We start from the raw sequence: 23,980 nt of genomic DNA on the forward strand, positions 1-23,980 counted from the left end.
AACCTCCAGAACGTCCGGTTCTTCTCGTGATCATCAGCATCTCAGCCGTCCTCCGCACGGAGCGCGCCGATGATCTTCGGGTCGGGGGCTCCGAGCGCGGCCGACACCGCACGGGCCGTCCGCACGGCGAGACCACCGAGGTGCTCGTAACGCTCGGGAGTGATCCGGGTGGCCAGGCCGGCCACCGACAGGGCCGCCGTCACGCTGCCCGCGTGGTCGACGATCGGCGCGGCGACGCAGCGGATGTCCGCCTCGTTCTCGACGTCGTCCACGGCGTATCCGCGGTCACGCACGCGGCACAGTTCGGCCCGGAACCGCCGCGGGTCGGTGACGGTCTGCTCGGTGCGGGCGGGCATTCCGTGCCCGACGACGAGGTCGACGGCCTCGTCCCCGGCGAAGGCGAGGTAGGCCTTGCCGACGCCGGTCGAGTGCGCGGGCTGGCGCGAGCCGATGCTCGAGGCCATCCGCACCCGCCCGGGCCCGTCGATCTTGTCGACGTACACCATCTCCGGCAGGTCCGGCAGCACCAGGTAGACCGTCTCGCCGGTCGCGTCGACCAGTTCTTCGAGCAGCGGATGCGCCACCGCACGCAGGTCCAGCGCCGCCAGGTACACCGCGCCGAGTTGCGCCGCGCGCGGGCCGAGGCGGTAGCGCCCGCTGTCGACCCGGACGAGCGCAGCGTCGGCCATCGGCGCGAGCAGCCGCAGCACCGAGCTCTTGTGCACCTCGACGGAGGCGGCCAGCTGACCGAGCGTGGCTCCGCCGTCCGGGGTGGCAGCCGCCACTTCGTCCAGCAGGGCCAGCGCCCTGCGCAGCGACGACGAGGAGTTCCTGTCCACGTGACCTTCCATTGCGCTTTGCACAACGCCATTGTGCTCCGTGCGCAGAGTCTACGCGACGCGACGCCGCGGCTCATCCGAGACCCGGCGCCGGACCGGTCCCGTCGTCCGGAACGACGGCGACGTCCCCCACTAGCCGAACGGGCGGACGCCGGTGCTGCCCTCGGGGGCGTAGACCGCCATCGCTCCGATCGCCACGCCCAACGCGTCGCTGAGAACCAGCAGCCGGCCCGCGTAATGCCGGATCTCGCCGTCGGCGCACAGCACCGGAAGGTCGGCGGCCAGGTCACGGACCTGCGGGTGGTCCATCGCGCGGCGGAAGCCCGTCCAGTGCGCCTGCCTCAGGTGCTCCGGCACGATCAGGTCGAGGCTGCGTCCGACCGCCTCCTCGGCGCGATGACCGAACAGCGCGACCGCGCCGTCGTTCCACCGCGTGATCACCCCGTCGGTGCCGGCCACGACGATCGAGTGCTCGGCTATCGCCACCACGTCCCTCGCCCCGTACCGGGGCCGTCGTCGCGCTTGAACTGTTCACGCAGCCACAGCAGCTGCTCACGGATCTGGAACGTCTGACCGCCCTCGTGCTTGTTGTACGTCCACACCCGGATCTCCTTCGGGCCGGCATGGTGGTTGAACGAGCCGAACACCGTCGACGGCGGGCAGATCGGGTCCATCAGCGCGACGCTGTACAGCGCCGGCACCTCGCTGCGCACCGCGAAGTTCATGCCGTCGAAGTACGAGAGCGTTCCGAACACCTGCTCCTCCTGGTCGCGGTGGATCGACAGGTAGGTGCTGATCTCGCCGTAGGGCAGCGTGTCGACGATCTCGGTGGCCCGGCGGAAGCCGGTCAGGAACGGCACGTCGATCATCGCACCCATCAGGCCCGGCCGCAGCGCCGCCACCGCCTGGGTGATGCCGCCGCCCTGGCTGCCTCCGGCGACCACGACGCGGTCACCGTCGACCAGTGGATGCGAGACGGCCGCGTCCACCGCGCGGACGGCGTCGGTGAACACCCGCCGGTAGTAGTACTGGTCCGGGTCGAGCACGCCGCGCGTCATGAACCCCGGGCTCTGCGGGTTGTCGCCGCCGACCGGATCGGGTGTGTCACCCGGCGTGCCGGCCGAGCCCTGCCCGCGGGTGTCCATGACGAACGTCGCGCACCCGGTGGCCACGAAAGCGAGCCAGTCGTGCGGGAACCCACGGCCGCCGCCGTAGCCGATGTACTGCACCACCGTCGGCAGCGGCTCCGACGCGCCCGCCGGGACCAGCAACCATCCGGCGATACGGTGCCCGCCCCAGCCGGCGTAGGTGACGTCGTACACGTCCACGAGGCCGAACCCCGCGTCGTACGGCGTGAACCGGGCGTCCAGTGGGAACGCCGCGGCCTCGGCGAGCGTGCGCGACCAGAAGTCGTCGAAGTCCGGCTGCTCGCTGCGCTCGGGACGGTACTCGCGCAGCTCTGACAGGGGCAGGTCGAACAGCGGCATCGGCGTCGCCTCCAGAACATCGCACCGCGGCCGGCATCGGTCGTCGCAGCCTAATGGACCGTACGGCCGATCGCCGGGACGCGCCCGGCCGGCGGGCCCACCGGACCGGTAGAACGCGCAGGTCACGGCGCGTTCGATGACGGAACGGGCCGGATCGGACTAGATTGCCCCAATGAGTGCAACGCGCCAACGATCAAGCACCCCTGCGACAACGGCGTTGGAACATGCTGGCGTGCCGTACACCCTGCACCCCTACACCCACGACTCCTCCGCGCCGTCGTTCGGGCTCGAAGCCGCACGCGCGCTCGGCGTGGTTCCCGCACGGGTGTTCAAGACGTTGCTGGCCGAGATCGACGACGCGTTCGTCGTGGCCGTCGTCCCCGTGTCCGGCTCGCTCGACCTGAAGGCGCTCGCCCGGGCAGCCTCGGGCAAGCGGGCGGTCATGGCCGCCACCTCCCGCGCAGAGCGGGCCACCGGGTACGTCGTCGGTGGCATCAGTCCCTTCGGCCAGCGCAAGAAGCTGCCGACCGTCGTCGACGAATCGGTGTTCGACCACGAGACGGTGTACGTCTCCGCCGGGCGCCGGGGACTGGACCTCGAAATCACGCCATCGAATCTGGTGCGGACGACTGAGGCGAAGACCGCGACCATCGCCCGCGTCAGCTGATCACGTCGGGCTCGTGTGACGATCACTCGGATCGACGCCGCCGAGGCGGCCAGCAGCGAGCATCGACATACGAATCTGCGCGCGAACCACACCACGACACGACGACGCCACGACACGACGACACCCGGACACCAGTACGGCGTTACGCCGCTGCGGGCACGCGCAGGCCACCAACGGCTGTGTCACACGAACGTCATTTCGGTGCTGGCTGCCCCGGGACGGCGAACGGGGTCCGGTCCTCACGGAAGACCGCGACGACGGCGACCACGACCGTGGCCACCATCGACCACACGATGAGCCCCGCCTGCGTGTCCATGCGCAGCGGGACCGCGTGCTCGGTTCCGTCGGCCAGGCCGGAGACGTCGCCGGACGGGCCGAGCAACCAGCCGGTCAGCTGCGCGAGCAGCGACCCGCCGACACCCAGCACCGCCAGTGCCAGCAGCACGGTCACCGGGCGCCGCGGGTGACGCGCCGCGAACGTCACCGCCGTGACCAGTCCACACGCCCCTGCGAGCAGCGCGAACCTCGCGTCGCGGTCGAACAGCTTCTGTCCCTCGTGCGCGTCGACGGCCAGTTCGCCGCCGACCACCACGCCGGTGACCTCCGGCGCCAGCAGCCACCACAGCACGCCCATGCCGGCACCCAGCACCACCGTCGCCACGACGACCTCGGTGAGCACCCGCAGCGTCCCCGCGCCGGCGTGGCCGAGCCGCTGCGCGCGGGTCTCGGTCACGTCAGACACGACGGGCCCAGCAATGCCTTGAGATCACCCATCAGCGCGGTGGACGGGGTCACCCGCAGTCCGTCGGCCAGGCGCATCACGGTGGTCCGGCCCGAACCCGTCAGTCGCAGGTGCACCTCGGTCACGCCGGGATGCGTGACCAGGACGTCCTTGAGCCGGTCGACCATCGGCGGCGTGCAACGGCTGGCCGGCACGGACACCACGATCGGCCCGGTCGGACCATCCGCGAGGTCCGGCAGGCTCAGCTCGCTGGCGATCAGCTGCGGGGACTCCTCGCGGCGGTCCAGCCGGCCCTTCACCACGACGATCTCGTCCTCGGCGAGCTGCAGCGCGTACAGCTGGTACGTCGCCGGGAAGAACATCGTGTCGATGCCGCCCTCGAGGTCCTCGATCGTGACGATGGCCCACGTGTCGCCGCGCTTGCTGACCTTGCGCTGCAACGACGTGATCAGCCCGGCCACCGTGACGGTGGTGCCGTTGGGCACCTCGTCCTCGTCGCCGAGCGAGGAGATGGTGTGGTCCGACGCGCCGGAGATCACGTGCTCGAGCCCCATCAGCGGGTGGTCGGACACGTACAGGCCGAGCATCTCGCGCTCGTAGGCGAGCTTCTGCTTCTTGTCCCACTCGGACAGTTCGGGGACCGCGACCTCGAAGCTGCCGCCGTTGTCCTCGGCGGCCCCGCCGAACAGGTCGAACTGCCCGACCGCCTCGTTGCGCTTGAGCGAGATGACCGTGTCGACGGCGTCGTCGACCACCGCCGCCAGCGCCCGGCGCGCATACCCGAGCGAGTCGAACGCACCAGCCTTGGCCAGCGACTCGACGACCCGCTTGTTGCAGACGTTGACCGGCACCTTGTTCATGAAGTCGGGGAACGACTCGAACCGGCCCTCGTCGTTGCGGGCGGCGACGATGCCGTCGACGACGTTGGAGCCCACGTTGCGGATGGCGGTCAGCCCGAACCGGATGTCGGTGCCGACCGCAGTGAAGTCACCCGCCGACTCGTTGACGTCCGGCGGCAGCACCTTGATGCCCATGTGGCGGCACTCGGACAGGTAGAGGGCGGTCTTGTCCTTGTCGTCGCGCACCGACGTGAGCAGCGCAGCCATGTACTCGGCCGGGTAGTTCGCCTTGAGGTAGGCCGTCCAGTACGAGATGACGCCGTAGGCGGCGCTGTGCGCCTTGTTGAAGGCGTAGTCGGAGAACGGGACGAGGATGTCCCAGAGCGTCTTGATGGCCTCTTCGGAGTAGCCGTTCTCCTTCATCCCCGCGGCGAAGCCGACGTACTCGGCGTCGAGGACCTCTCGCTTCTTCTTGCCCATGGCCCGGCGGAGCAGATCCGCTTTGCCGAGCGTGTACCCGGCCAGCTTCTGCGCGATCTCCATGACCTGCTCCTGATAGACGATCAGGCCGTAGGTCGTGCCCAGGATGGGTTCGAGGGCGTCGGCGAGCTCGGAGTGGATCGGCGTGATGGGCTGCTGGCCGTTCTTGCGCAGCGCGTAGTTGATGTGGCTGTTGGCGCCCATCGGCCCCGGCCGGTAGAGCGCACCGACCGCGGAGATGTCCTCGAAGTTGTCCGGTTTCATCTGCCGCAGCAGCGAGCGCATCGGGCCGCCGTCGAACTGGAACACGCCGAGAGTGTCGCCGCGACCCAGCAGCTCGTAGGCGGCCTTGTCGTCGAGCGGAAGCGCCTCGAGGTTGACCGGGTCCTTGCCGTTGCGGACGATGTTGCGCAGCGCGTCGTCGAGGATCGTCAGGTTGCGCAGGCCAAGGAAGTCCATCTTGACCAGGCCGAGATCTTCGCAGGTCGGATAGTCGAACTGGGTGATGATCGCGCCGTCCTGCTCGCGCTTCATGATCGGGATGGTGTCGAGCAGCGGCTCCGACGACATGATGACGCCGGCCGCGTGCACACCCCACTGCCGCTTCAGGTTCTCCAGGCCCTTGGCGGTGTCGACGACGTTGCGCACCTCGGCGTCGGACTCGTACAGCGAGCGGAACTCGCCGGCCTCGGAGTAGCGCGCGTGCTCGGTATCGAAGATCCCGGTGAGCGGGACGTCCTTGCCCATGACGGCCGGCGGCATCGCCTTGGTGATGCGCTCACCCATCGCGAACGGGAATCCGAGGACGCGGCTGGCGTCCTTGACCGCCTGCTTGGCCTTGATGGTGCCGTAGGTGACGATCTGCGCCACCCGGTCGCTGCCGTAGCGGTCCGTGACGTAGCGGATGACCTCGCCGCGCCGACTCTCGTCGAAGTCGACGTCGAAGTCGGGCATCGACATCCGCTCGGGATTGAGGAACCGCTCGAAGATGAGCCCGTGTGGGAGCGGATCGAGGTCGGTGATGCCCATGGCGTACGCGGCGATGGACCCGGCACCGGAGCCGCGGCCGGGGCCCACCCGGATGCCGTTGTCCTTGGCCCAGTTGATGAAGTCGGCGACCACCAGGTAGTAGCCGGCGTAGCCCTTGCCGGTGACGACCTCGGTCTCGTACTCGGCGCGCTTTCGCGCCTCGTCCGGGATGCCGCCCGGGTAGCGCTTGTGCAGCCCGGTCTCGACCTCCTTGACGAACCAGGAGACCTCGTCCTCACCCTCGGGTACCGGGAACCTGGGCATGTACGCGCCCGGCTCCTCGTAGAACTTCACGTCGCAGCGCTCTGCGACCAGCAGCGTGTTGTCGCAGGCCTCGGGCAGCTCCGACCACACCTCGCGCATCTGCTCGGGCGACTTGAGGAAGTAGTCGTCGCCGTCGAGCTTGAACCGCTTCGGGTCGGCCATGGTGGACCCGGACTGCACGCACAGCAGCACCTCGTGCGCCTTGGCGTCGTCCTTGTGCGTGTAGTGCAGGTCGTTCGTGGCCAGCAGCGGCAGGTCGAGTTCCTTCGCCAGCCGCAGCAGGTCGTCGCGGACGCGCTTCTCGATGTCCAGGCCGTGCTCCATGACCTCGACGAAGTAGTTGTCCGTGCCGAAGATGTCGCGGAACTCCGCCGCCGCGGCCACCGCCTCCTTGTACTGGCCGAGGCGCAGCAGCGTCTGCACCTCGCCGCTGGGGCACCCGGTGGTGGCGATGAGCCCGCCGGCGTACGTCTGCAGCAGCTCCCGGTCCATCCGCGGCTTGAAGTAGAACCCCTCGATCGAGGCGAGCGAGGACAGCCGGAACAGGTTGTGCATGCCGCCGGTGTTCGCGGCCAGCAGCGTCATGTGGGTGTACGCACCGCCGCCGGACACGTCGTCGCCGGAACCGTCGCCCCAGCGCACCCGCACCTTGTCGAACCGGCTGGTGCGCGGGGTCACGTAGGCCTCGGTGCCGATGATCGGCTTGATGCCGTGCTTCTTGGCCTTGCTGTAGAAGTCGTGGGCGCCGAAGACGTTGCCGTGGTCGGTCATGGCCAGCGCCGGCATCTCCAGCCGCGACGCCTCGGCGAACAGGTCGTCGACCCGGGCCGCACCGTCGAGCATGGAGTACTCGGTATGCACGTGCAGGTGGACGAAATTCCCTGCATTGGACCCAGCGCTCGACACGACTGCTGCCGCCTCCTCGGGGATCGACACACACCACGCGAGAGGGCTCGCGAGAAGGAACGGGAGCTACCCTATGCGCCCTCGAAGGCGCCGGCTCGCAGACTCTCCGGGCACGCCACGGGACTGTGACGAAAGTGACGGATGTGTCGCGTGTGATCGCCGGTTCGGTGGCCGGTCATCCCCGCCACACCGGCGGCGTTCCGTCGTCTCGGGCCTCGGCCACGTCCAGCCCGGCGGCGATCACCGCGTCGACGATGCCGGCCAGCCGAGCGGCGCCCAGTGACGGCGCCCGGCCCGCCATCGCCCGCACGATCGCCGCTTCCCGGTCGGCGTCGCGGCCCGCGTACCCGCCGACGGGCTTGAGCTGCTGGATACGCCCCGCCAACGCCACCCGGTGCTCCAGCAGCGTCGCCAGCGCCGCGTCCACCCCGTCGAGCGCCTCCCGGCACCCCGGCACCGAATCCGGCACCGCCTGGCGCACGAGGGGCGCCAGCCGGGTCGCGGCCTCGCGCGCCTGCCCCACGTCGCCGGCCGTCACCGGACCGGACAGCCACAGCCCGTCCGCCCCGCCGACGACGGCCACGGCCGCCTGCGCCGCCACGGACGCGGTGTCGACGTCGGCGAGCACCGGCACGCCGTGACGCCGGGCCTGTTCCAGGGCCGGCAGGTCATCGGCATCGACCAGGACGGCGTCCGCCCCTGCTCGCCGGGCAGCTTCGGCCACGTCACCGGGCGCGCTGTCGCGGCGCAGCCGGAGCACGACCGCCGCGTCACGCGCCGCGGCAGCTGTGTGCCGCTGCGGGGCGTCCACGGACTCCCTGGCCGGCTCCCGGTCCGGGCCGGCGGCGTCGTCGGCCACCACCACGACGGAGGCACCCGAGTGCGACGCGGCCGTGTAGCGAGCGGATCCGCCGTCCGGCTCCGCCGTGAGATCGACCAGTACGCCCGGGCCGGTGACGTTCGTGGCGCCGTCCATGTCGATGCCGGCAGTGGAGCCCGTGGCAGCGTCCACGTAGGCGGGGTCCACATAGGCGGCGTCCACGTAGACGGCGTCCGCGCCGGTTCCGGGCGGGGCGACGATCGGGACGCGCGGTCCGCCGACGGTCACGCCGTCGGCGAGGACCAGCCGGGCCTTTCCTCGTCCGTGCGGGGACGGCTCGGTGGCGCGCGAGGCGGGTGCGGTCACTGATGGCTCCTGTTCCGGCGCAGCCGCCCGCAGCGAGCCGGCCGCGCGTCGCCGTGAATGACGAAAGGCCCCAGGCGAGACGCCTGAAGGCCTTGGGTGCCGACTCGGGTGTGGAATCCGCGGTGCTACGTCCGACCGCGGCCGGCCACCCGGGCCGGCTCGGTAAAGACGTGATAGCAGCGCATGCGCTCATGCTAGCCGAACGCCCACCGCCGGGTCCATTGTCCGGACAGAACCGCCCGCATACCGAGACGGCACGGCCCCGGAGGTCACCTGATCGTCTCCACGATGCGGACACCCGGTGATCAGGTGACAGATCGGCGCCCTGCGGCCGCGAACCGTCACCTGATCATTCGGTGTCCGCTTCCCGGACATGATCAGGTGACAGAAGCGTGGCTCCCCGACCCGGAGACGTCACCTGATCACGCTCGCCGCAGCGATCAGGTGCACAAACGACGATCAGGTGACGCACCGCAGGCTCACGACCAACGGACGAAGCCCGAAGCCCGTAGCCGAAGCCTGAGGGCCGGTGGCAGCAGACTCACGCGGCGAGGCGGTCGAGCGCGACCTGCAGGTCGTCGGGGTACGCGGCGTCGTACTCGACCCACTCTCCCGTGTCCGGGTGCTCGAAACCGAGACGGCAGGCGTGCAACCACTGCCGGGTGACGCCCAGCCGCTCGGCCAGCGAGGGGTCGGCCCCGTAGGTCAGGTCGCCCACGCACGGGTGGTGCACCGCCGCCATGTGCACCCGGATCTGATGCGTCCGCCCGGTCTCGAGGTGGACCTCGAGCAGGCTCGCGGCCGGGAACGCCTCGAGCGTCTCGTAGTGGGTCACGCTGGGCTTGCCGCCGGAGACGACGGCCCACCGATAGTCGTGCGTGGGGTGCCGGTCGATGGGCGCGTCGATGGTTCCGCGGGACGGATCGGGGTGCCCCTGGACCAGCGCGTGGTACACCTTGTCGACCGTGCGCTGCTTGAACTGGCGCTTCAACGACGTGTACGCCCGCTCCGACTTCGCCACCACCATCACGCCGCTGGTCCCCACGTCCAGCCGGTGCACGATGCCCTGACGCTCCGCGGCGCCGCTGGTGGTCACCGTGAACCCGGCGCCGGCGAGGCCGCCGACGACCGTCGGCCCCTGCCAGCCGGGGCTCGGGTGCGCCGCCACGCCCACGGGTTTGTCGACCACGACGACGTCCGAGTCGTCGTGGATCACCCGCATCCCCTCGACCCGCTCGGGGACGACCGTCACCGGCGCGGGCGCCGCCGGCATGTCGACGTCGAGCCACGAGCCGCCGTGCACGCGGGCGGACTTCACCGCGACCTCGCCGTCGAGGGCCACCTGCCCGTCGGCGACGAGCGACGCCGCCCGTGTTCGCGACAAGCCGAACAGCCGAGACAACGCAGCGTCCAGCCGTTCGCCGTCGAGCCCGTCCGGGACGGGCATGCTGCGATGGTCGGTCATGCGCGCGGCGTCAACGCCGCTCCTGCTGCTGCTTGCACGTCATGCACAGGGTGGCCCGTGGGAAGGCCTGCAACCGCGCCTTGCCGATCGGGTTGCCGCAGCTCTCGCAGACGCCGTACGTGCCGTTCTCGATACGCGTCAGCGCCCGCTCGGTCTGGGTGAGCATCTCGCGATGGCTCGCCGCCAGCGACATCTCGTGCTCGCGTTCGAACGTCTTCGATCCGGTGTCGGCCTGGTCCTCGCCTCCGGTGTCGCCGCTGCGCAGCAGGTCGGCGATGTCCGCCTCGGCCTCCTCGATCTCTTCGCGCAGCCGGCCGGACTCGGTGGCGAGCACCTGCTGGACCTCGGTCAGTTCGTCAGCCGTCCAGGGATCCTCGTCCTCGCGCACGACCAACGCGGACGCGACAGCCTCCGTGGCTTCCGGCCGCTCGTCATCAGCCACTGTGTCCACCTTCGTCTCCGCTGTCTGCCCCGTCGCCCGTTTCGCCATGGTGCTCAATCCCCCTGTTCCGGCCGGCTCCGCCCTACTAAAGAGCCAGGTGCCGTGAGGATAGATCGTGCGGCTGCGCGCTTCAATCTCCGGGCTCCATCAATTCCGTCACACGGGCCGAGTACACGTCGGGGACCTGGACGATCTTCGTTCGGCTGTTCGACCCGGTGAGCAAGATCACTTCACGGCGGCGGCAGCCCACGGCGCCGGCCAGCGCATCCAGCGCCGCCCGCGTCGCCTGGCCGTCGACAGCCCGCGGCGAGACCGCGACCACCAGGGCCTCACCGTAGCGCCCGCCGACCCGCGGACGGGCGGACCCCGGCTTGACCCTGATCGTCACGCGCATCGCCCCAGCTTGACACGGTCGCGGAAATCCGGGCGACCGCTCCTGCCGGTCGTGCGTACACTGGTCGTCTGCGAGCAGGCGTCGATGGGACGAGTAGCCCGTGTGACGGTCACAGCGAGCCGGGGACGGTGTGAGCCCGGTGACACGAGCACGAGTGAAGATCACCCCGGAGCCGCCGGAAGAAAGGCACCGCCACGGCGGGCCGACTAGACCCGGCCGCAGTGAACGAAGCGGACCACGCGGGTTCCACCGGCGTGGTCAAGGAGGGTGGTACCGCGGGCCCCACCCGTCCCTCCGTCGAGCACGACCGTGTCCGGCAGCGCCGTTGCCGGTTCCGGGACACACGACGGAGGACACCAGAGATGGACGACACCGCGGCGCAGACGCCACAGGGCACCTACCGGCCGCTACCGGCCCAGGTCGACCTGCCGGCCATGGAACACGACGTCCTCGCCTTCTGGCGGGACAACGACGTGTTCGCCCGGACGCTGAAGAGCAGCGAGGGCAACCCGCAGTGGACGTTCTACGAAGGCCCGCCGACGGCCAACGGGATGCCCGGCACGCACCACATCGAGTCGCGGGTGTTCAAGGACGTCTTCCCCCGCTACCGGACGATGAAGGGGTACCACGTCCCGCGCATCGCCGGGTGGGACTGCCACGGCCTGCCGGTCGAGATCACCGTCGAGAAGGAGCTCGGCTTCAACGGCAAGGACGACATCGAGGCCTACGGGGTCGCGGAGTTCAACGCCCGGTGCCGTGAGTCGGTGCTGCGCCACGTCGACGCGTTCGAAGAGCTGACCACGCGGATGGGCCACTGGGTCGACATGCCGCAGGCGTACCGGACCATGGACTCCTCGTACGTGCAGAGCGTCTGGTGGTCGCTGAAGCAGATCTTCGACAACGACCTCCTGGTCGAGGACCACCGGGTGGCGCCGTACTGCCCGCGCTGCGGCACCGGGCTGTCCTCGCACGAGCTCGCGCAGGGCTACGAGACCGTCGTCGACCCGTCCGTGTACGTGCGACTGCCACTGACGTCCGGCCCGCTGGCCGGGCAGGCGGCGCTGCTGGTGTGGACGACGACGCCGTGGACGCTGGTGTCCAACACCGCCGTGGCCGTGCACCCCGACGTCACCTACGTGGTGGCCACCAGGGACCTTCCGGCTGCATCGGAGGAGGGTGCTGCTTCGGACGGCGGCGCCGAGACCCTCGTCGTCGCCGAGCCCCTGTTCGACGCCGTGCTGGGTGAGGGCTGGACGGTCACCAGCCGCTTCCGCGGCGGCGAGATGGAACACTGGTCCTACCAGCGGCCCTTCGAGCTGGTCGAGCTGCCAGCCGGCGAGCAGCAGGCGAACATCGTCGTCGTCGACGAGTACGTCACGACCGAGGACGGCACCGGTCTCGTCCACCAGGCGCCGGCGTTCGGCGCCGACGACCTGCGGGTCTGCAAGCGCTACGGACTGCCGGTGGTCAACCCGGTCCGCGCCGACGGCACCTTCGCCGACGACGTCGCGCTGGTGGGAGGGCAGTTCTTCAAGCACGCCGACGCCGACCTCGTCCGCGACCTCGACGAGCGCGGCCGGCTGTTCCGCCATGCGCCGTACGAGCACGACTACCCGCACTGCTGGCGCTGCCACACGCCGCTGATGTACTACGCGCAGCCGTCCTGGTACATCCGCACCACCCGGATCAAGGACGCGCTGCTGCGCGAGAACGAGAAGACGAACTGGTTCCCCGAGACCGTCAAGTGGGGTCGCTACGGCGAGTGGCTGCGCGGCAACGTCGACTGGGCGCTGTCACGCAACCGGTACTGGGGCACGCCGCTGCCGATCTGGCGCAACGACGAGGACCCGTCGCACCTCGTGTGCGTGGGTTCGCTGGCAGAGCTGGGCGAGCTGGCCGGACAGGACCTGTCCGAGCTCGACCCGCACCGGCCCTACGTCGACGACGTCACGTTCACGCTGCCGGGCGTCGCCGGCACGTTCCGGCGCGAACCCTACGTCATCGACGTGTGGTACGACTCCGGCGCGATGCCGTTCGCCCAGTGGGGATACCCGCACGCCCCCGGCAGTGTCGAGGCGTTCCAGCGGGCGTACCCGGCGCAGTACATCTGCGAGGCGCTGGACCAGACCCGCGGCTGGTTCTACACGCTGATGGCCATCGGGACGCTGGTGTTCGACCGGTCGTCGTACGAGAACGTCGTGTGCCTCGGCCTGATCCTCGCCGAGGACGGGCGCCGGATGAGCAAGCACCTGGGCAACATCATCGAGCCGATCCCGCTGATGGACGCACACGGCGCCGACGCGGTGCGGTGGTTCATGCTGGCCAGCGGGTCGCCGTGGCTGGCCCGCAGGGTCGGCGACGCGACGTTGTCCGAGGTCGTGCGCAAGGTGCTGCTGACCTACTGGAACACCGCGTCGTTCCTGTCGCTGTACGGGCGCACCGCCGGATGGACACCGGCGACGCCCGCGCCACCGGTGACTGAGCGCCCGGTGCTCGACCGCTGGGCGCTCTCGGAGCTGCACCGGCTGGTCGGCGACGTCGACGGTGCGCTCGACCAGTTCGACACGCAGCAGGCCGGCGCCCGGCTCACCGCGTTCGTCGACGACCTGTCCAACTGGTACGTGCGCCGGTCCCGACGGCGGTTCTGGGACGGCGACCCGGCGGCGTTGGCGACGCTGCACGAGTGCGTCGAGACGCTCACCCGGCTGATGGCGCCGCTGGTGCCGTTCGTCACCGAGCGGATCTGGCAGGACCTGATCGTCCCGGTCACCCCGGACGCCGCGCAGTCGGTGCACATGGCGTCGTGGCCGGCCGCGGACCCTTCGCTGGTCGACGACCGCCTCGCCACCGAGGTCGCGCTGACGCGCCGTCTGGTCGAGCTGGGGCGTGCCGCCCGCGCCGAGTCGAAGGTACGCACCCGGCAGCCGCTGGCCCGGGCCCTGGTCGGCGCCCGCGGCTGGGAGTCGCTGCGCGGCGAGCTGCGCACCGAACTGGCCGACGAGCTGAACGTGGTCGAGGTCATGTCCGTGGCCGAGAGCGGAGCCGGCGAGGAGCGGCTGGTGGACGTCGCCGCGAAGGCGAACTTCCGGTCCCTCGGCAAGCGCTTCGCCAAGGACACGCCCACGGTCGCCGCCGCCGTCGCCGCCGCTGACGCTGAGGAGCTCGCCGCGGCGCTGAACACCCGCGGATCGAGTTCGATCGAGGTCGACGGTCTCGGCGCGGTCGAGCTCGAGCCCGACGACGTCGTCATCACCGAGACGCCGCGTGAGGGCTGGGCGGTGGCCCGTGAGGGTGAGACGGTGGCGCTGGACCTGACCCTGACGGACGCGCTCGTGCGTGCGGGGCTGGTCCGGGAGGCCGTGCGCCTGGTCCAGGATGCCCGCAAGGCGTCCGGGTTCGACGTCACCGACCGGATCGAGATCGCCTGGGAGGCCGACGAGCCGATGGCGGCGGCGCTGCGCGAGCACTGTGAGCTGCTGGCCGACGAGGTCCTCGCGGCCGCCGTACACGAATCGCTGGACGCCCTGCCGGACGAGACCGACCGCACGGACGCCGACCTCGGACTGACCTTCCGCGTCCGCCGCCTCACCCCCGCTGCCGGAGAATGATCATGTTGTCAGATGGCATGTATGGAATTACATGCGGAACGTGATCATTCCCAACGCCGCCCGTGGGCACGGGGGTGTCGTGAGGACGCCCCCGTGCCGCTGTCCGGGCCGCGTTGGGCGGCTGACGCCGCTTCGGGCGACAGACCGTGTCAGTGCTGCTCGTCGTCGAGGAGGCTGGCCACCGACCGCAACGAGCCGGACTGCTGCGCCGCCGAGTTGCCGGAGCCTTGCCCGCCGGTGTTCTGCCCGCCGGACTGGGTCGCCTGGCCACCCGACGCGGCCGCAGCGGCCTGGCCACCGCCACCCGACTGTGTGTCGGTGCCCGCCTGACCTCCGCTTCCTGCGGGCTCGGCGGGTAGCTGACCCGTGCCGGCGTCGCCGGTCTCGGCTTCGTCGACCCCACCGGTCTCGAGCTTGCGCAGCTCACGCTCCAGGTACGACTTGAGCCTGCTGCGGTACTCGCGCTCGAAGGCCCGCAGCGTCTCGAGCTCACGCTCGAGGTCGGCGCGGTCGGACTCGAGCTTGCCGAACACTTGCGTGCGGCGCTGCTGGACCTCTTGCTCGATCGACTCGGCACGCTGACGCGCGTCCTGTTCGATCTTCGCGGCCTTCGCCTTGGTCTCCGAGTCGAGCTTCTCCGAGCGGGACTTCGCCTCGCTCATCAGACGGTCGGCCTCGGACTTGGCGTCGGCGACGAGCTCGTCAGCGGTCTTCTGCGCGAGCGCGAGCACCTTGGCGGCCGCATCGCTCGGCTGGCCACCGGACCCCTGGGCCGCGGCGCCTGTGCCGGACGTGCTGGCTGCCGGGGTCGAGGCCGACGGCGGAGCCTGAGGCGACGAGGGAGCCTCGGGCTGGCGCTGAGCCTGCCCCGGCTCGGCAGAGGCGGCAACGCCGCCGCCGCGAGTCACGGCGCCGAGCTTGTCGCGCAGCTCGTCGTTCTCGCGCTGCATACGCGCGAGCTCGGCCTCGACCTCGTCCAGGAACTCGTCGACCTCCTGCATGTCGTAACCCTCGCGCAGGCGGACCGTCGTGAACTCCTTGTTCTGGACGTCCTCGGGCGTCAGTGGCATAGCGTCACCTCGGATGTGAGCATTGGCAGAATGTCACCGTACCGCGTCATCCTAGGGATCCGACAATCGCAAGTGCGATTTGGACCAGAATGATCAGCACGATGAACGCCAGGTCAAGGGCGATCGATCCGATCCGCAGCGGCGGAATGACGCGGCGGATCGCCCGCAATGGGGGGTCGGTCACCGTGTACATGGCCTCCAGAACGACCAGCAGCAGCCCTTTCGGCTGCCACTCTCGAGCGAAGACCTGGATCCAGTCGGCTACGAGCCGGATCAGCAGGGCGATGAAGAACAGCCACAGCGCCGCGGACAGGACCTGACTTACAACCGACACAACACCTGAACCTACCTGACGACGTGCGCTGGTGCCGACATCGGCTCCGGCGCGCCGCCCTCGACGGGGACGACAACTCGGTCAGCATGACACGCGTCAGCTCTGGTTGAAGAACGCGCCACCTGCGATGCGTTCCTTGTCCTGAGCGGTCACCTGCACGTCCGCCGGCGTGAGCAAGAACACCTTCGCGGTGATCCTGTCGATGCTCCCGTGCAGGCCGAAGATCAGGCCGGCGGCGAAGTCGACGAGCCGCTTGGCGTCGACATCGTCCATCTCGGAGAGATTCATGATGACGGGGATGCCGTCGCGGAAATGCTCGCCGAGCTTGCGCGCGTCGTTGTACGTGCGCGGATGCAGCGTGGTGATCCGCGCCTCGCGGTTGGCGGCCTGGCGGCGCACGGCACTCACCGGGCGCCGCGCGTCCAACGACGCCACCGTGGCCGTCTGCTCGCGCTCCCGGCGTTCGGGCTGTCGAGGCTCGAACTCCTCGACTTCGTCTCGCGCATCGTCCTCGAACCCCTCGGCGTAGCCGTCGTCGTCGATCTCGTACTCGTCGTCATAGTCTTCGAAGCGGTCTCGGTCCTCCACGAGGCCGAGGTAGACCGCAACCTTGCGCATTGCGCCGGCCATGCTCTATGTATCCTCCGCACTAGTGGTGGACGGTCCCCTGTTGCCTTCAGACACTAGACCCGCCGCTGAACCGAACCAGGCATTTTCCTGCTGCGACACGCCCGTGTGTCGCAGCAGCCACACCCGTCACACCTGACAAACCCATGCGAGTCCGGCAAGCCGACCGGTGACCCCGTCGCGGCGGTACGAGAACGAGCGTGCGTCCTCGACGGTGCACGTGCCGACGTCCGCGACGTCGGCACCGGTCGCACGCAGTTGCGCGAGCACGCCGGCCGGCAGATCCAACGCCGGCGTCGCGTCCCGGGTCTGCGACCACGCCTCGGGGACCTCGGCGGCGACCTCGTCGCGCAACTGCTCGGGAACCTCGTAACAGCGGCCGCACACGGCCGGACCGATCCTGGCGACGAGCTTGCGCGCCCCGCACTCGCGCATGGCCCGCACGACGGCGGGCACCACCCCGGCGGCCAGGCCCTGCCGGCCCGCATGCGCCACGGCGGCCACGCCGGCGTCCGGGTCCGCGAGCAGCACCGGGACACAGTCGGCCACCAGAACGGCCAGCGCCCGCCCCGGGACGGTGGTCACCATGGCGTCGACGGCCGGAGCCTCGTCCGGCCACGGGCCGTCCACGACGGCAACGTCCGCGCCGTGCACCTGGTTCATGTACGACACGTCGTCCACGCCGAGCCCTGCGGCAGCGGTCAGCAGGCGACGGTTCTCGCGGACGGCCCGGGGATCGTCGCCGACGTGACCGCCCAGGTTCAGCTCGTCGTACGGTGGGGCGCTGACGCCACCGAGGCGATCGGTGAACGCGAACCGCACCGGCCCCAGGTCGAGTTCGTGCCTGAGCACGCTGTCGACGCTACTTCAGGAAGTCGGGTACATCGAGTTCGTCACCCGGACCCGACGGCACGATGCGGCGCTGTTCCCGCGGCGGGGACGGCGGGGCGGGCGCATCGCCTGCCCCGTCACCGGCCGGGGCCGCCTCGCCCGGCGTGTCGGCGGACTCGGGGGCCTCACCGGACTCCCCCGCCGTGCCGACGGACCCGATGGCGCCGGCCGCAGCCGGGCCGCCCTCGGCCTTGCGGACGGATCCGAGGTCGCGGCGGGTCGGCAGGCCGCCGTCGAAACCGGCGGCGATGACCGTCACCCGGACCTCGTCACCGAGAGCGTCGTCGATGACCGCGCCGAAGATGATGTTCGCCTCGTCGTGCGCCGCCTGCGCCACCAGGTTGGCGGCCTCGTTGATCTCGAAAAGGCCGAGGTCGGACCCGCCGGACACGGACAACAGGACGCCGTGGGCGCCGTCGATGGACGCCTCGAGCAACGGCGACGATATCGCCATCTCGGCGGCCGCGACGGCGCGATCCTCCCCTCGCGCGGAACCTATGCCCATCAGCGCCGACCCGGCGTTGCTCATGACCGACTTGACGTCGGCGAAGTCGAGGTTGATCAGTCCGGGGGTGGTGATCAGGTCGGTGATGCCCTGGACACCGGACAGCAGCACCTGGTCGGCGCTCTTGAACGCGTCGAGCACGCTGACCTGGCGGTCGCTGATGGACAGCAGCCGGTCGTTGGGGATGACGATGAGGGTGTCGACCTCTTCGCGCAGCGCCTCGATGCCGGCCTCGGCCTGCATCGCGCGCCGACGCCCCTCGAACATGAACGGCCGGGTCACGACGCCGATGGTGAGAGCACCGAGCGAGCGGGCGATCCGCGCGACCACGGGTGCCCCGCCGGTGCCGGTGCCGCCGCCCTCGCCGGCGGTGACGAAGACCATGTCGGCCCCTTTCAGGACCTCCTCGATCTCTTCCGCGTGGTCTTCGGCGGCGGTGCGGCCCACGTCCGGGTTCGCACCGGCCCCCAGGCCCCGCGTGGCGTCGCGGCCGACGTCGAGCTTGACGTCCGCGTCGCTCATCAACAGTGCCTGGGCATCCGTGTTGATCGCGATGAACTCGACGCCTTTGAGTCCGACTTCGATCATGCGGTTGACCGCGTTGACGCCGCCGCCGCCGATGCCGACGACCTTGATCACCGCTAGGTAGTTCTGCGGGGCAGTCACGTCACATCGCCTCTCGTTCGAGTTCAACTCTCACCCTCAAGTTGAGGTTTATAGTTATGTCAACCTGAAGATGTTCAAACGCTAAGCGCGGCGACCGAGGCGACGACGCAGACACGCCGAACCGTCGCACTTTCGACATCGGACGAAGTACGAGCACGGCGCACCTGCGCGACTGCCGGACTCCGGTCGACAACGACGGCCCGGGGCGCCAGCGCGCCGCTCACGATATCCCCCGTCCCGCCACTGCGGACCGGCGGGACCGCCCACCCGAAACGCCACACCACGCCGCGGTTGATCGTGGAGTTCTGGGGGTCCAGCGCCTGGATTGTCTGCTTCTCGGACCAAGAGCTCCACGATCAACGTGAGCCCAGCGCGCAGGACGCGGCCGACGGGGCGCCCTCGGGCGGCTCACTCGCCGACGGCGCCGTCGGTCAGCTCGCGGACGATGTCGAGGTGACCGTTGTGCCGGCTCGTCTCCTCGACCATGTGCATCAGCACCCAGCGCAGCGTGGGGTGCTCCCCGTGCCGCGCCAGCACGGAACGGTCCGTCAGCGCCAGGCCCGCGGCCACCTCGCGCGAGCGGTCGCACTCGGCGGCGTAACCGGCCAGCAGTGACTCCACCGTCTCGCCATCGCCGCGGGCCATGTCCGCGTCGGGGTCGTGCGTCCACGGCAGCGGCGGCCCGGACGTGCCGGCGAGGACGGTGCGGAACCAGTACTGCTCCACGCAGGTCAGGTGCTTGACGACGCCGGCGGCCGTGGTCAGCGACGGGACGAACCGGCGCCACGCGTCGTCGTCGGCCAGTCCGGCGAGCTTGTGGTGCACGGTGGCCCGGTGGAAGTCGAGAAAGTGCTCCAGTTCGGTACGGGCGTCCAGGTCGAAGCCGACGTCCTGGCGTGCGGGCGGCGCGGATGTCACGGGCGGCGAGTCTGCCACCTCTCCGGCCACGACTCCACCCTCGTCGTGCCACCGGGTCACGGGGTGACGGCCGGGTGCTCGGGCGCCGAGACGTCGTACACCGACGGCGTCTCCTCCTGTTTCTCGATCAGCGCCAGCAGCACCTCGGCCTTGCGGTCGATCCGTTCGGCGGTGCCCATCTCGACGGTGGCGCCACTGGCGAGGGTCAGCCGGATGTCGGCCTCGGAGTCGGCGCGCACGCTCTCGACGCGGTCGCGCACGGCACTGGGCAGCCCGGTGACCATCGCCACCCCGGCAGCGCGCACCAGCGCCTCGTCGTCGTCCGTCGGTGCCTCCAGCACGGGGACCCCCTCGGGACGCCGGCTGGACTCGCCGAACAACACGCCGGACTCGTCCACGGCGTACCAGACCTCGCCCGACCGCACCGCCGCCAGCGGCTCCCGCGGCGTCACCTCGATGGTGAGCGTGTTCGGCCAGGAGCGGCCGACGTCCACCGCGGCCGCCTCGGGCAACGCGGCGACCCGGTCCTCGATGGCGCCGGTGTCCACGCGGGCCAGCGGTGACCCGACGGGCACCTGCGCGGTCTCGATCACGTCCGCCCGGCGATCCTCGCTCACGCCCTCGACCGAGACGTCGCGGACGGCCAGCGCATCGGACCAGCCGACCAGCCAGGCCGCCAGGCCGACGAGCACGGCTCCGGCCAGCACGATCAGCCCGGTCAGCACCCGCCGCAGCCGTTGCCGCCGCACCCGGGCGGCGAAGTCCCGGGATCCGCTGGACCGCGCCGCGACGCTCATGGCCGCTGTCCGCCCTCCGGGTTCTCGATCAACTCCAGCACCTCCGGCCCGACGAGCGTGACGTCACCGGCGCCGACGGTGAGCACGACGTCACCGGTGTCGGCCCGCGACGCCGCCAGCTCCGGAGCCGCCGACCACGAGGGCTCGAAGGCCACCTGCGACGGCGGCAACGGCACCGCGGCGGCCACCAGCGCGCCGGTGACGCCGGGTTCGGGGTCCTCGCGGGCGGCGTAGACGTCCATGACGACGACCTCGTCCGCCGCGCCGAGCGCCGCGCCGAACTGTTCGGCGAAGATCCGGGTCCGGCTGAACAGGTGCGGCTGGAACACCACGACGACGCGCCCGCTGCCGGCCACCGACCGCGCCGCGGCCAGCGTCGCCGCGACCTCGGTGGGGTGGTGCGCGTAGTCGTCGTAGACGCGCACCCCCCGCGCGATCCCCTTGAGCTCGAACCGGCGCCGCGTGCCGCTGAATCCGGCCAGGCCGTCACGCAGCTCACCGCTCGGGAACCCGAGCCCCAGCCCGACGGTGAACGCCGCGGTCGCGTTCAGGGCGTTGTGCCGCCCGGGCACCTGCAGCTCGACCCGGCCCTGCCTGCGCCCGCGAGCGACCAGCTCGAACGACGCGCCGGAGCCGCCCCCGGCGGGGTCGTCGGCCGGCGACGGCGGCCAGGACAGGTCGAGCCCGCTCAGCCGCACGTCCGCGTCGACGGTCTCACCGTACGTGTGCACGGTGACGCCGCGTTTGGCGGCGCGTTCACCCAGGGCACGCGCTCCGGGGTCGTCGGCGCACACCACCAGGAACCCGCTCACCCGGTCGGCGAACGCGTCGAAGGCCTGGATGTAGGCCGACTCGGTGCCGTAGTTGTCCAGGTGGTCGGCCTCGACGTTGGTGACGACCGCGACCTCCGGGTCGTAGGCGAGGAACGAGGCGTCACTCTCGTCGGCCTCGGCGACGAAGAACTCGCCGCTGCCGTTGTGGGCGTTGGCCCCCGACTCGTTCAGGTTGCCGCCGATGGCGAACGACGGGTCCGCGCCGCAGTGCTGCAACGCGACCGTGAGCATGGAGGTGGTGGTGGTCTTGCCGTGCGTCCCCGCAATGGCCACCGGCCTGCGGTCGAACATCACCGCCGCCAGCGCGGAGGCGCGCGGCAGCACGTGCAGGCCGCGCCGCCGCGCCTCCACGACCTCGGCGTTCGTGTCGCGGATCGCGGTGGACACCACGACGGTCTCGGCGTCGCCGAGGTTCGCCGCTTCGTGGCCCACGTGCACCTGCGCGCCCAGCGCCCGCAGCGCCGCCAGCACGCCGGACTCCTTGGCGTCGCTTCCCGACACCGCGATTCCCCTGGCCAGCAGGATGCGAGCGATACCGCTCATCCCCGCTCCCCCGACACCGACGAAGTGGACCCGGCCCAGCTTATCGGCCGCGACGATCCGCTCCGGTGGCGAGACGATCACTGTTTCACCCTCCGACGCTGCTCGTGCCCATGGCGCGCCGGACCATCTCGACCAGCTGGTCGTCGGCGTCGCGACGACCGAGAGTAGCGGCTGCGGCCGCCATTTCCCGCATCCGGTCCGTGTCGTCGACCAGCGCACCGGCCTCGCTTGCCAGCCAGGACGGTGTCAACGACGCGTCGGGGACGAGAATCCCGCCGCCGGCCGCCACCGTCGGCTCGGCGTTGAACCGCTGCTCGCCGTTGCCGTGCGGCAGCGGCACATAGATCGCCGGCAGCCCCACCGCGGCCAGCTCCGCACAGGTGATGGCCCCGGCGCGGCAGATCGCGAGGTCGGCGGCCGCATAGGCGAGGTCCATCCGGTCGACGTAGGGCACCGGGACGTAGCCCTCGCGGCCGCGGTAGGCGCCGGCGTTCGCGGCACCGACGGCGTGCAGCACCTGGACGCCACGGCCGAGCAGGTCGTCGAGCGCGCCGTGGACGGCCTCGTTGATGCGGCGGGCGCCCTGGCTGCCGCCGAAGGCGAACACGGTGCGCCGCCGCGGGTCGAGACCGAAGAACGAGCACGCCTCGTCGCGGGCGGCGGCCCGGTCGAGGATGGCCACGGAGCGGCGCAGCGGGATGCCGATGTGCCGGGCGTGCGGCAGCGAGATGTCGGCGGCCGCGGTGGCGACGTGCTCGGTGAAACGTGCGCCGATGCGGTTGGCCAGGCCCGGCTTGGCGTTGGCCTCGTGCACGACGATGGGGGTGCCGAGGCGGCGCGCCGCCAGGTAGGCGGGCATGGAGACGTAGCCGCCGAAGCCGACCAGCGCCTCGGCGCGGTGTTCGCGCAGCACCGCCGCGGTGTCGCGGACGGCGGCGCGCACCCGCGCCGGCAGCCGCAGCAGGTCCGGCGTGGGCCGCCGCGGCAGCGGCACCGGCGGGATCAGCGCGAGCTCGTACCCACGCTCGGGCACCAGCCGCATCTCGAGGCCGCGTTCGGTGCCGAGCATCGTGACCTCGGCGTCCGGCTCGGCACGCAGCACCGCGTCGGCCGTCGCGAGCGCGGGCTCCACGTGCCCGGCGGTTCCGCCGCCGGCCAATACCACCCTCACCCGGTGGTCCTCCCTCGAAGTCTGCGTCGTTGCCGCCGCTCGCGGCGCGCACGTTTCCGGGCGGCGAGCGCCTCGCGCGCGCCGGGCTCCTCCTTGGCCAGCGTCATCAGCACGCCGACCGCGACGATGGCCACCACCACGGAGGCACCGCCGTAGGACACGAGCGGCAACGGTACGCCGACCACCGGGAAGACCGCGAGCACGCTGCCGAGGTTGATGACCGCCTGCACGATCAGCCAGCCGGTGATGCCGGCCGCGGCCAGCCTGGTGAACGTGTCGTGGGTGCGCATCGCGATCCGGATGCCGGCGTAGCCGAGCGTGAAGAACAGCATCAGCACGATCAGCGCGCCGGGCAGGCCGAGCTCCTCGCCGAGGATCGAGAAGATGAAGTCGGTGTGCGCCTCGGGCAGCTGGCCCCACTTCTGCTGGCTGGCGCCCAGGCCGGTCCCCCACCAGCCGCCGGTGGCGAACGCGTAGATCGAGTTCGCCGCCTGGTACCCGGTTCCGGAGAAGTCGGAGAACGGGTCGAGGAAGCCGGACACCCGCGACATCCGGTTGGCCGAGGCGGTGACGAAGTACGTGCCGACCAGCGCGACGCCACCCAGCGCCAGCGTGAACAGCCACGTCGGGACGCCCACGACCCACAGCAGCGTCAGCACGATCGCCATCAGGACCAGGGCCGTGCCCAGGTCGTGCTGTCCGATGGTCAGCGCGACGACCGCCGCAGACACCGGCACGAACGGGATCATCAGGTGCTTCCACTGCCGCAGCAGCTTCCCCTTGAGCGCGAAGACCTGGGCGCCCCAGATGATGAGGGCGAACTTGGCCGGCTCGGACGGCTGCAGTAGGAACGGCCCGCCGAAGTCGAGCCAGTTGCGGTTGCCGCCACGGCTGACCCCCAGCCCCGGGACGAACGTCATCGCCAGCAGCACCACGGCGACGATCACCATCGGCAGGCCGAGCCGGCGGATGAACCGCAGCGGTATCCGCGACGCCGCCCACGCGATGGGCAGCGCGACCAGCACCCACGCGAGCTGGCGCGCGAAGAAGTAGTACGAGTAGCCGAACTGCATCCGCGAGATGATGCTGGACGAGGAGAACACCATGACCAGGCCGAGCAGCAGCAGCATCCCCGCCGAGCCCAGCACCAGGTAGTACGACGCCGTCGGCCGGCGCAGCAGCCGCGCCACGGCGTCACGGGCCGCGGTCACCGCCGACCGCGCGGCCGCCCCGTCGGTGCCGGTGTCGTCGGCCGCGCGGTCGGCGCGGCTGGTCAC

The 23,980-nt window shown here is 70.9% G+C and carries 21 protein-coding genes; 2 read left to right on the top strand and 19 right to left on the bottom strand.

Translation table 11 applies throughout. From position 1 onward, the window contains the following. Nucleotides 1-41: 41 nt before the first annotated feature. From CLV30_RS10825 to CLV30_RS10835, 3 genes are all read right to left on the bottom strand, one after another. Nucleotides 42-839, bottom strand: a complete 798-nt coding sequence (locus CLV30_RS10825) for an IclR family transcriptional regulator (RefSeq protein ID WP_205740591.1) — start codon at nucleotides 837-839, stop codon at nucleotides 42-44. Between the two features lie 132 nt (nucleotides 840-971). Beyond that, entirely contained in the window at nucleotides 972-1,328 is a 357-nt protein-coding gene (locus tag CLV30_RS10830) for a PAS domain-containing protein (protein ID WP_106537208.1), read from the bottom strand. Continuing rightward, entirely contained in the window at nucleotides 1,316-2,326 is a 1,011-nt protein-coding gene (locus CLV30_RS10835) for an acetylxylan esterase (protein ID WP_106537209.1), read from the bottom strand. Before CLV30_RS10835 ends, CLV30_RS10830 begins: the two co-directional genes overlap by 13 nt. 172 nt (nucleotides 2,327-2,498) lie before the next feature. On the opposite strand from CLV30_RS10835, the gene ybaK reads away from it, so the two are divergent. After that, entirely contained in the window at nucleotides 2,499-2,993 is a 495-nt protein-coding gene (gene ybaK, locus CLV30_RS10840; protein ID WP_106537210.1) for a Cys-tRNA(Pro) deacylase, read from the top strand. Between the two features lie 193 nt (nucleotides 2,994-3,186). Here the strand turns inward: ybaK and CLV30_RS10845 are convergent, their stop codons facing one another. The 6 genes from CLV30_RS10845 to CLV30_RS10875 form a co-directional block, all read right to left on the bottom strand. After that, nucleotides 3,187-3,726 carry a hypothetical protein gene (locus tag CLV30_RS10845; protein WP_106537211.1) on the bottom strand — a complete coding sequence of 180 codons (540 nt, stop codon included), beginning with the start codon at nucleotides 3,724-3,726 and terminating at the stop codon, nucleotides 3,187-3,189. Then, the gene (gene dnaE / locus CLV30_RS10850) at nucleotides 3,723-7,253 is read right to left on the bottom strand and encodes a DNA polymerase III subunit alpha (protein ID WP_106537212.1); all 3,531 of its coding nucleotides are present in this window, start codon (nucleotides 7,251-7,253) and stop codon (nucleotides 3,723-3,725) included. The genes CLV30_RS10845 and dnaE overlap by 4 nt, the downstream gene beginning before the upstream one ends. Before the next feature lie 175 nt (nucleotides 7,254-7,428). Next, complete coding sequence (locus CLV30_RS26945) at nucleotides 7,429-8,439, bottom strand: chorismate mutase (protein WP_205740592.1); 1,011 nt, start codon at nucleotides 8,437-8,439, stop codon at nucleotides 7,429-7,431. Nucleotides 8,440-8,980: 541 nt separating this feature from the next. Then, a complete protein-coding gene (locus tag CLV30_RS10865) occupies nucleotides 8,981-9,904 on the bottom strand; it encodes an RluA family pseudouridine synthase (protein ID WP_106537213.1) in 924 nt (307 codons plus the stop codon). 10 nt (nucleotides 9,905-9,914) lie between these two features. Further along, nucleotides 9,915-10,346 (bottom strand): TraR/DksA family transcriptional regulator, encoded by a 432-nt coding sequence (locus tag CLV30_RS10870; RefSeq protein WP_205740593.1) that lies wholly within the window; start codon nucleotides 10,344-10,346, stop codon nucleotides 9,915-9,917. Between the two features lie 130 nt (nucleotides 10,347-10,476). Further along, nucleotides 10,477-10,740, bottom strand: coding sequence for a DUF167 domain-containing protein (locus CLV30_RS10875; RefSeq protein WP_106537215.1), 264 nt, complete (start codon nucleotides 10,738-10,740; stop codon nucleotides 10,477-10,479). 362 nt (nucleotides 10,741-11,102) lie between these two features. Between CLV30_RS10875 and ileS the strand changes: the two genes are divergently transcribed. Continuing rightward, complete coding sequence (ileS, locus tag CLV30_RS10880) at nucleotides 11,103-14,348, top strand: isoleucine--tRNA ligase (RefSeq protein ID WP_106537216.1); 3,246 nt, start codon at nucleotides 11,103-11,105, stop codon at nucleotides 14,346-14,348. 149 nt (nucleotides 14,349-14,497) lie between these two features. Here ileS and CLV30_RS10885 read toward each other — a convergent pair whose 3' ends face one another. The 10 genes from CLV30_RS10885 to ftsW form a co-directional block, all read right to left on the bottom strand. Beyond that, the gene (locus tag CLV30_RS10885; RefSeq protein ID WP_106537217.1) at nucleotides 14,498-15,418 is read right to left on the bottom strand and encodes a DivIVA domain-containing protein; all 921 of its coding nucleotides are present in this window, start codon (nucleotides 15,416-15,418) and stop codon (nucleotides 14,498-14,500) included. 46 nt (nucleotides 15,419-15,464) lie between these two features. Next, a complete protein-coding gene (locus tag CLV30_RS10890) occupies nucleotides 15,465-15,752 on the bottom strand; it encodes a YggT family protein (RefSeq protein WP_106537218.1) in 288 nt (95 codons plus the stop codon). A 96-nt stretch (nucleotides 15,753-15,848) separates the two neighbouring features. After that, entirely contained in the window at nucleotides 15,849-16,382 is a 534-nt protein-coding gene (locus CLV30_RS27840) for a cell division protein SepF (protein WP_106537219.1), read from the bottom strand. A 126-nt stretch (nucleotides 16,383-16,508) separates the two neighbouring features. Further along, nucleotides 16,509-17,231, bottom strand: a complete 723-nt coding sequence (gene pgeF, locus CLV30_RS10900) for a peptidoglycan editing factor PgeF (protein ID WP_106537220.1) — start codon at nucleotides 17,229-17,231, stop codon at nucleotides 16,509-16,511. Nucleotides 17,232-17,241: 10 nt separating this feature from the next. Next, nucleotides 17,242-18,441 (bottom strand): cell division protein FtsZ, encoded by a 1,200-nt coding sequence (gene ftsZ / locus CLV30_RS10905; RefSeq protein WP_106537221.1) that lies wholly within the window; start codon nucleotides 18,439-18,441, stop codon nucleotides 17,242-17,244. A gap of 408 nt (nucleotides 18,442-18,849) precedes the next feature. Beyond that, nucleotides 18,850-19,359 carry a DinB family protein gene (locus CLV30_RS10910; RefSeq protein WP_205740594.1) on the bottom strand — a complete coding sequence of 170 codons (510 nt, stop codon included), beginning with the start codon at nucleotides 19,357-19,359 and terminating at the stop codon, nucleotides 18,850-18,852. 56 nt (nucleotides 19,360-19,415) lie between these two features. Next, nucleotides 19,416-20,156: a cell division protein FtsQ/DivIB gene (locus tag CLV30_RS10915; RefSeq protein WP_106537222.1), complete on the bottom strand. Its 741-nt coding sequence runs from the start codon at nucleotides 20,154-20,156 to the stop codon at nucleotides 19,416-19,418. After that, nucleotides 20,153-21,532, bottom strand: coding sequence for a UDP-N-acetylmuramate--L-alanine ligase (murC, locus tag CLV30_RS10920; RefSeq protein WP_240723204.1), 1,380 nt, complete (start codon nucleotides 21,530-21,532; stop codon nucleotides 20,153-20,155). Before murC ends, CLV30_RS10915 begins: the two co-directional genes overlap by 4 nt. A gap of 85 nt (nucleotides 21,533-21,617) precedes the next feature. Beyond that, on the bottom strand, nucleotides 21,618-22,703 hold the full coding sequence (murG, locus tag CLV30_RS10925; RefSeq protein WP_106537224.1) for an undecaprenyldiphospho-muramoylpentapeptide beta-N-acetylglucosaminyltransferase: 1,086 nt from the start codon (nucleotides 22,701-22,703) through the stop codon (nucleotides 21,618-21,620). Further along, nucleotides 22,700-23,980, bottom strand: a complete 1,281-nt coding sequence (gene ftsW, locus CLV30_RS10930; RefSeq protein WP_165358511.1) for a putative lipid II flippase FtsW — start codon at nucleotides 23,978-23,980, stop codon at nucleotides 22,700-22,702. Before ftsW ends, murG begins: the two co-directional genes overlap by 4 nt.

It is taken from the genome of Haloactinopolyspora alba (genome assembly GCF_003014555.1).
Lineage (GTDB): Bacteria > Actinomycetota > Actinomycetes > Jiangellales > Jiangellaceae > Haloactinopolyspora > Haloactinopolyspora alba.

Coding starts and splice junctions, on each gene's coding strand:
- CLV30_RS10835 (WP_106537209.1), bottom strand. CDS start 2,326: ATGCCGCTGTTCGACCTGCCCCTGTCAGAGCTGCGCGAGTACCGTCCC.
- ybaK (WP_106537210.1), top strand. CDS start 2,499: ATGAGTGCAACGCGCCAACGATCAAGCACCCCTGCGACAACGGCGTTG.
- CLV30_RS10865 (WP_106537213.1), bottom strand. CDS start 9,904: ATGACCGACCATCGCAGCATGCCCGTCCCGGACGGGCTCGACGGCGAA.
- CLV30_RS10875 (WP_106537215.1), bottom strand. CDS start 10,740: ATGCGCGTGACGATCAGGGTCAAGCCGGGGTCCGCCCGTCCGCGGGTC.
- ileS (WP_106537216.1), top strand. CDS start 11,103: ATGGACGACACCGCGGCGCAGACGCCACAGGGCACCTACCGGCCGCTA.
- CLV30_RS10885 (WP_106537217.1), bottom strand. CDS start 15,418: ATGCCACTGACGCCCGAGGACGTCCAGAACAAGGAGTTCACGACGGTC.
- CLV30_RS27840 (WP_106537219.1), bottom strand. CDS start 16,382: ATGGCCGGCGCAATGCGCAAGGTTGCGGTCTACCTCGGCCTCGTGGAG.
- CLV30_RS10915 (WP_106537222.1), bottom strand. CDS start 20,156: ATGAGCGTCGCGGCGCGGTCCAGCGGATCCCGGGACTTCGCCGCCCGG.
- murC (WP_240723204.1), bottom strand. CDS start 21,532: ATGAGCGGTATCGCTCGCATCCTGCTGGCCAGGGGAATCGCGGTGTCG.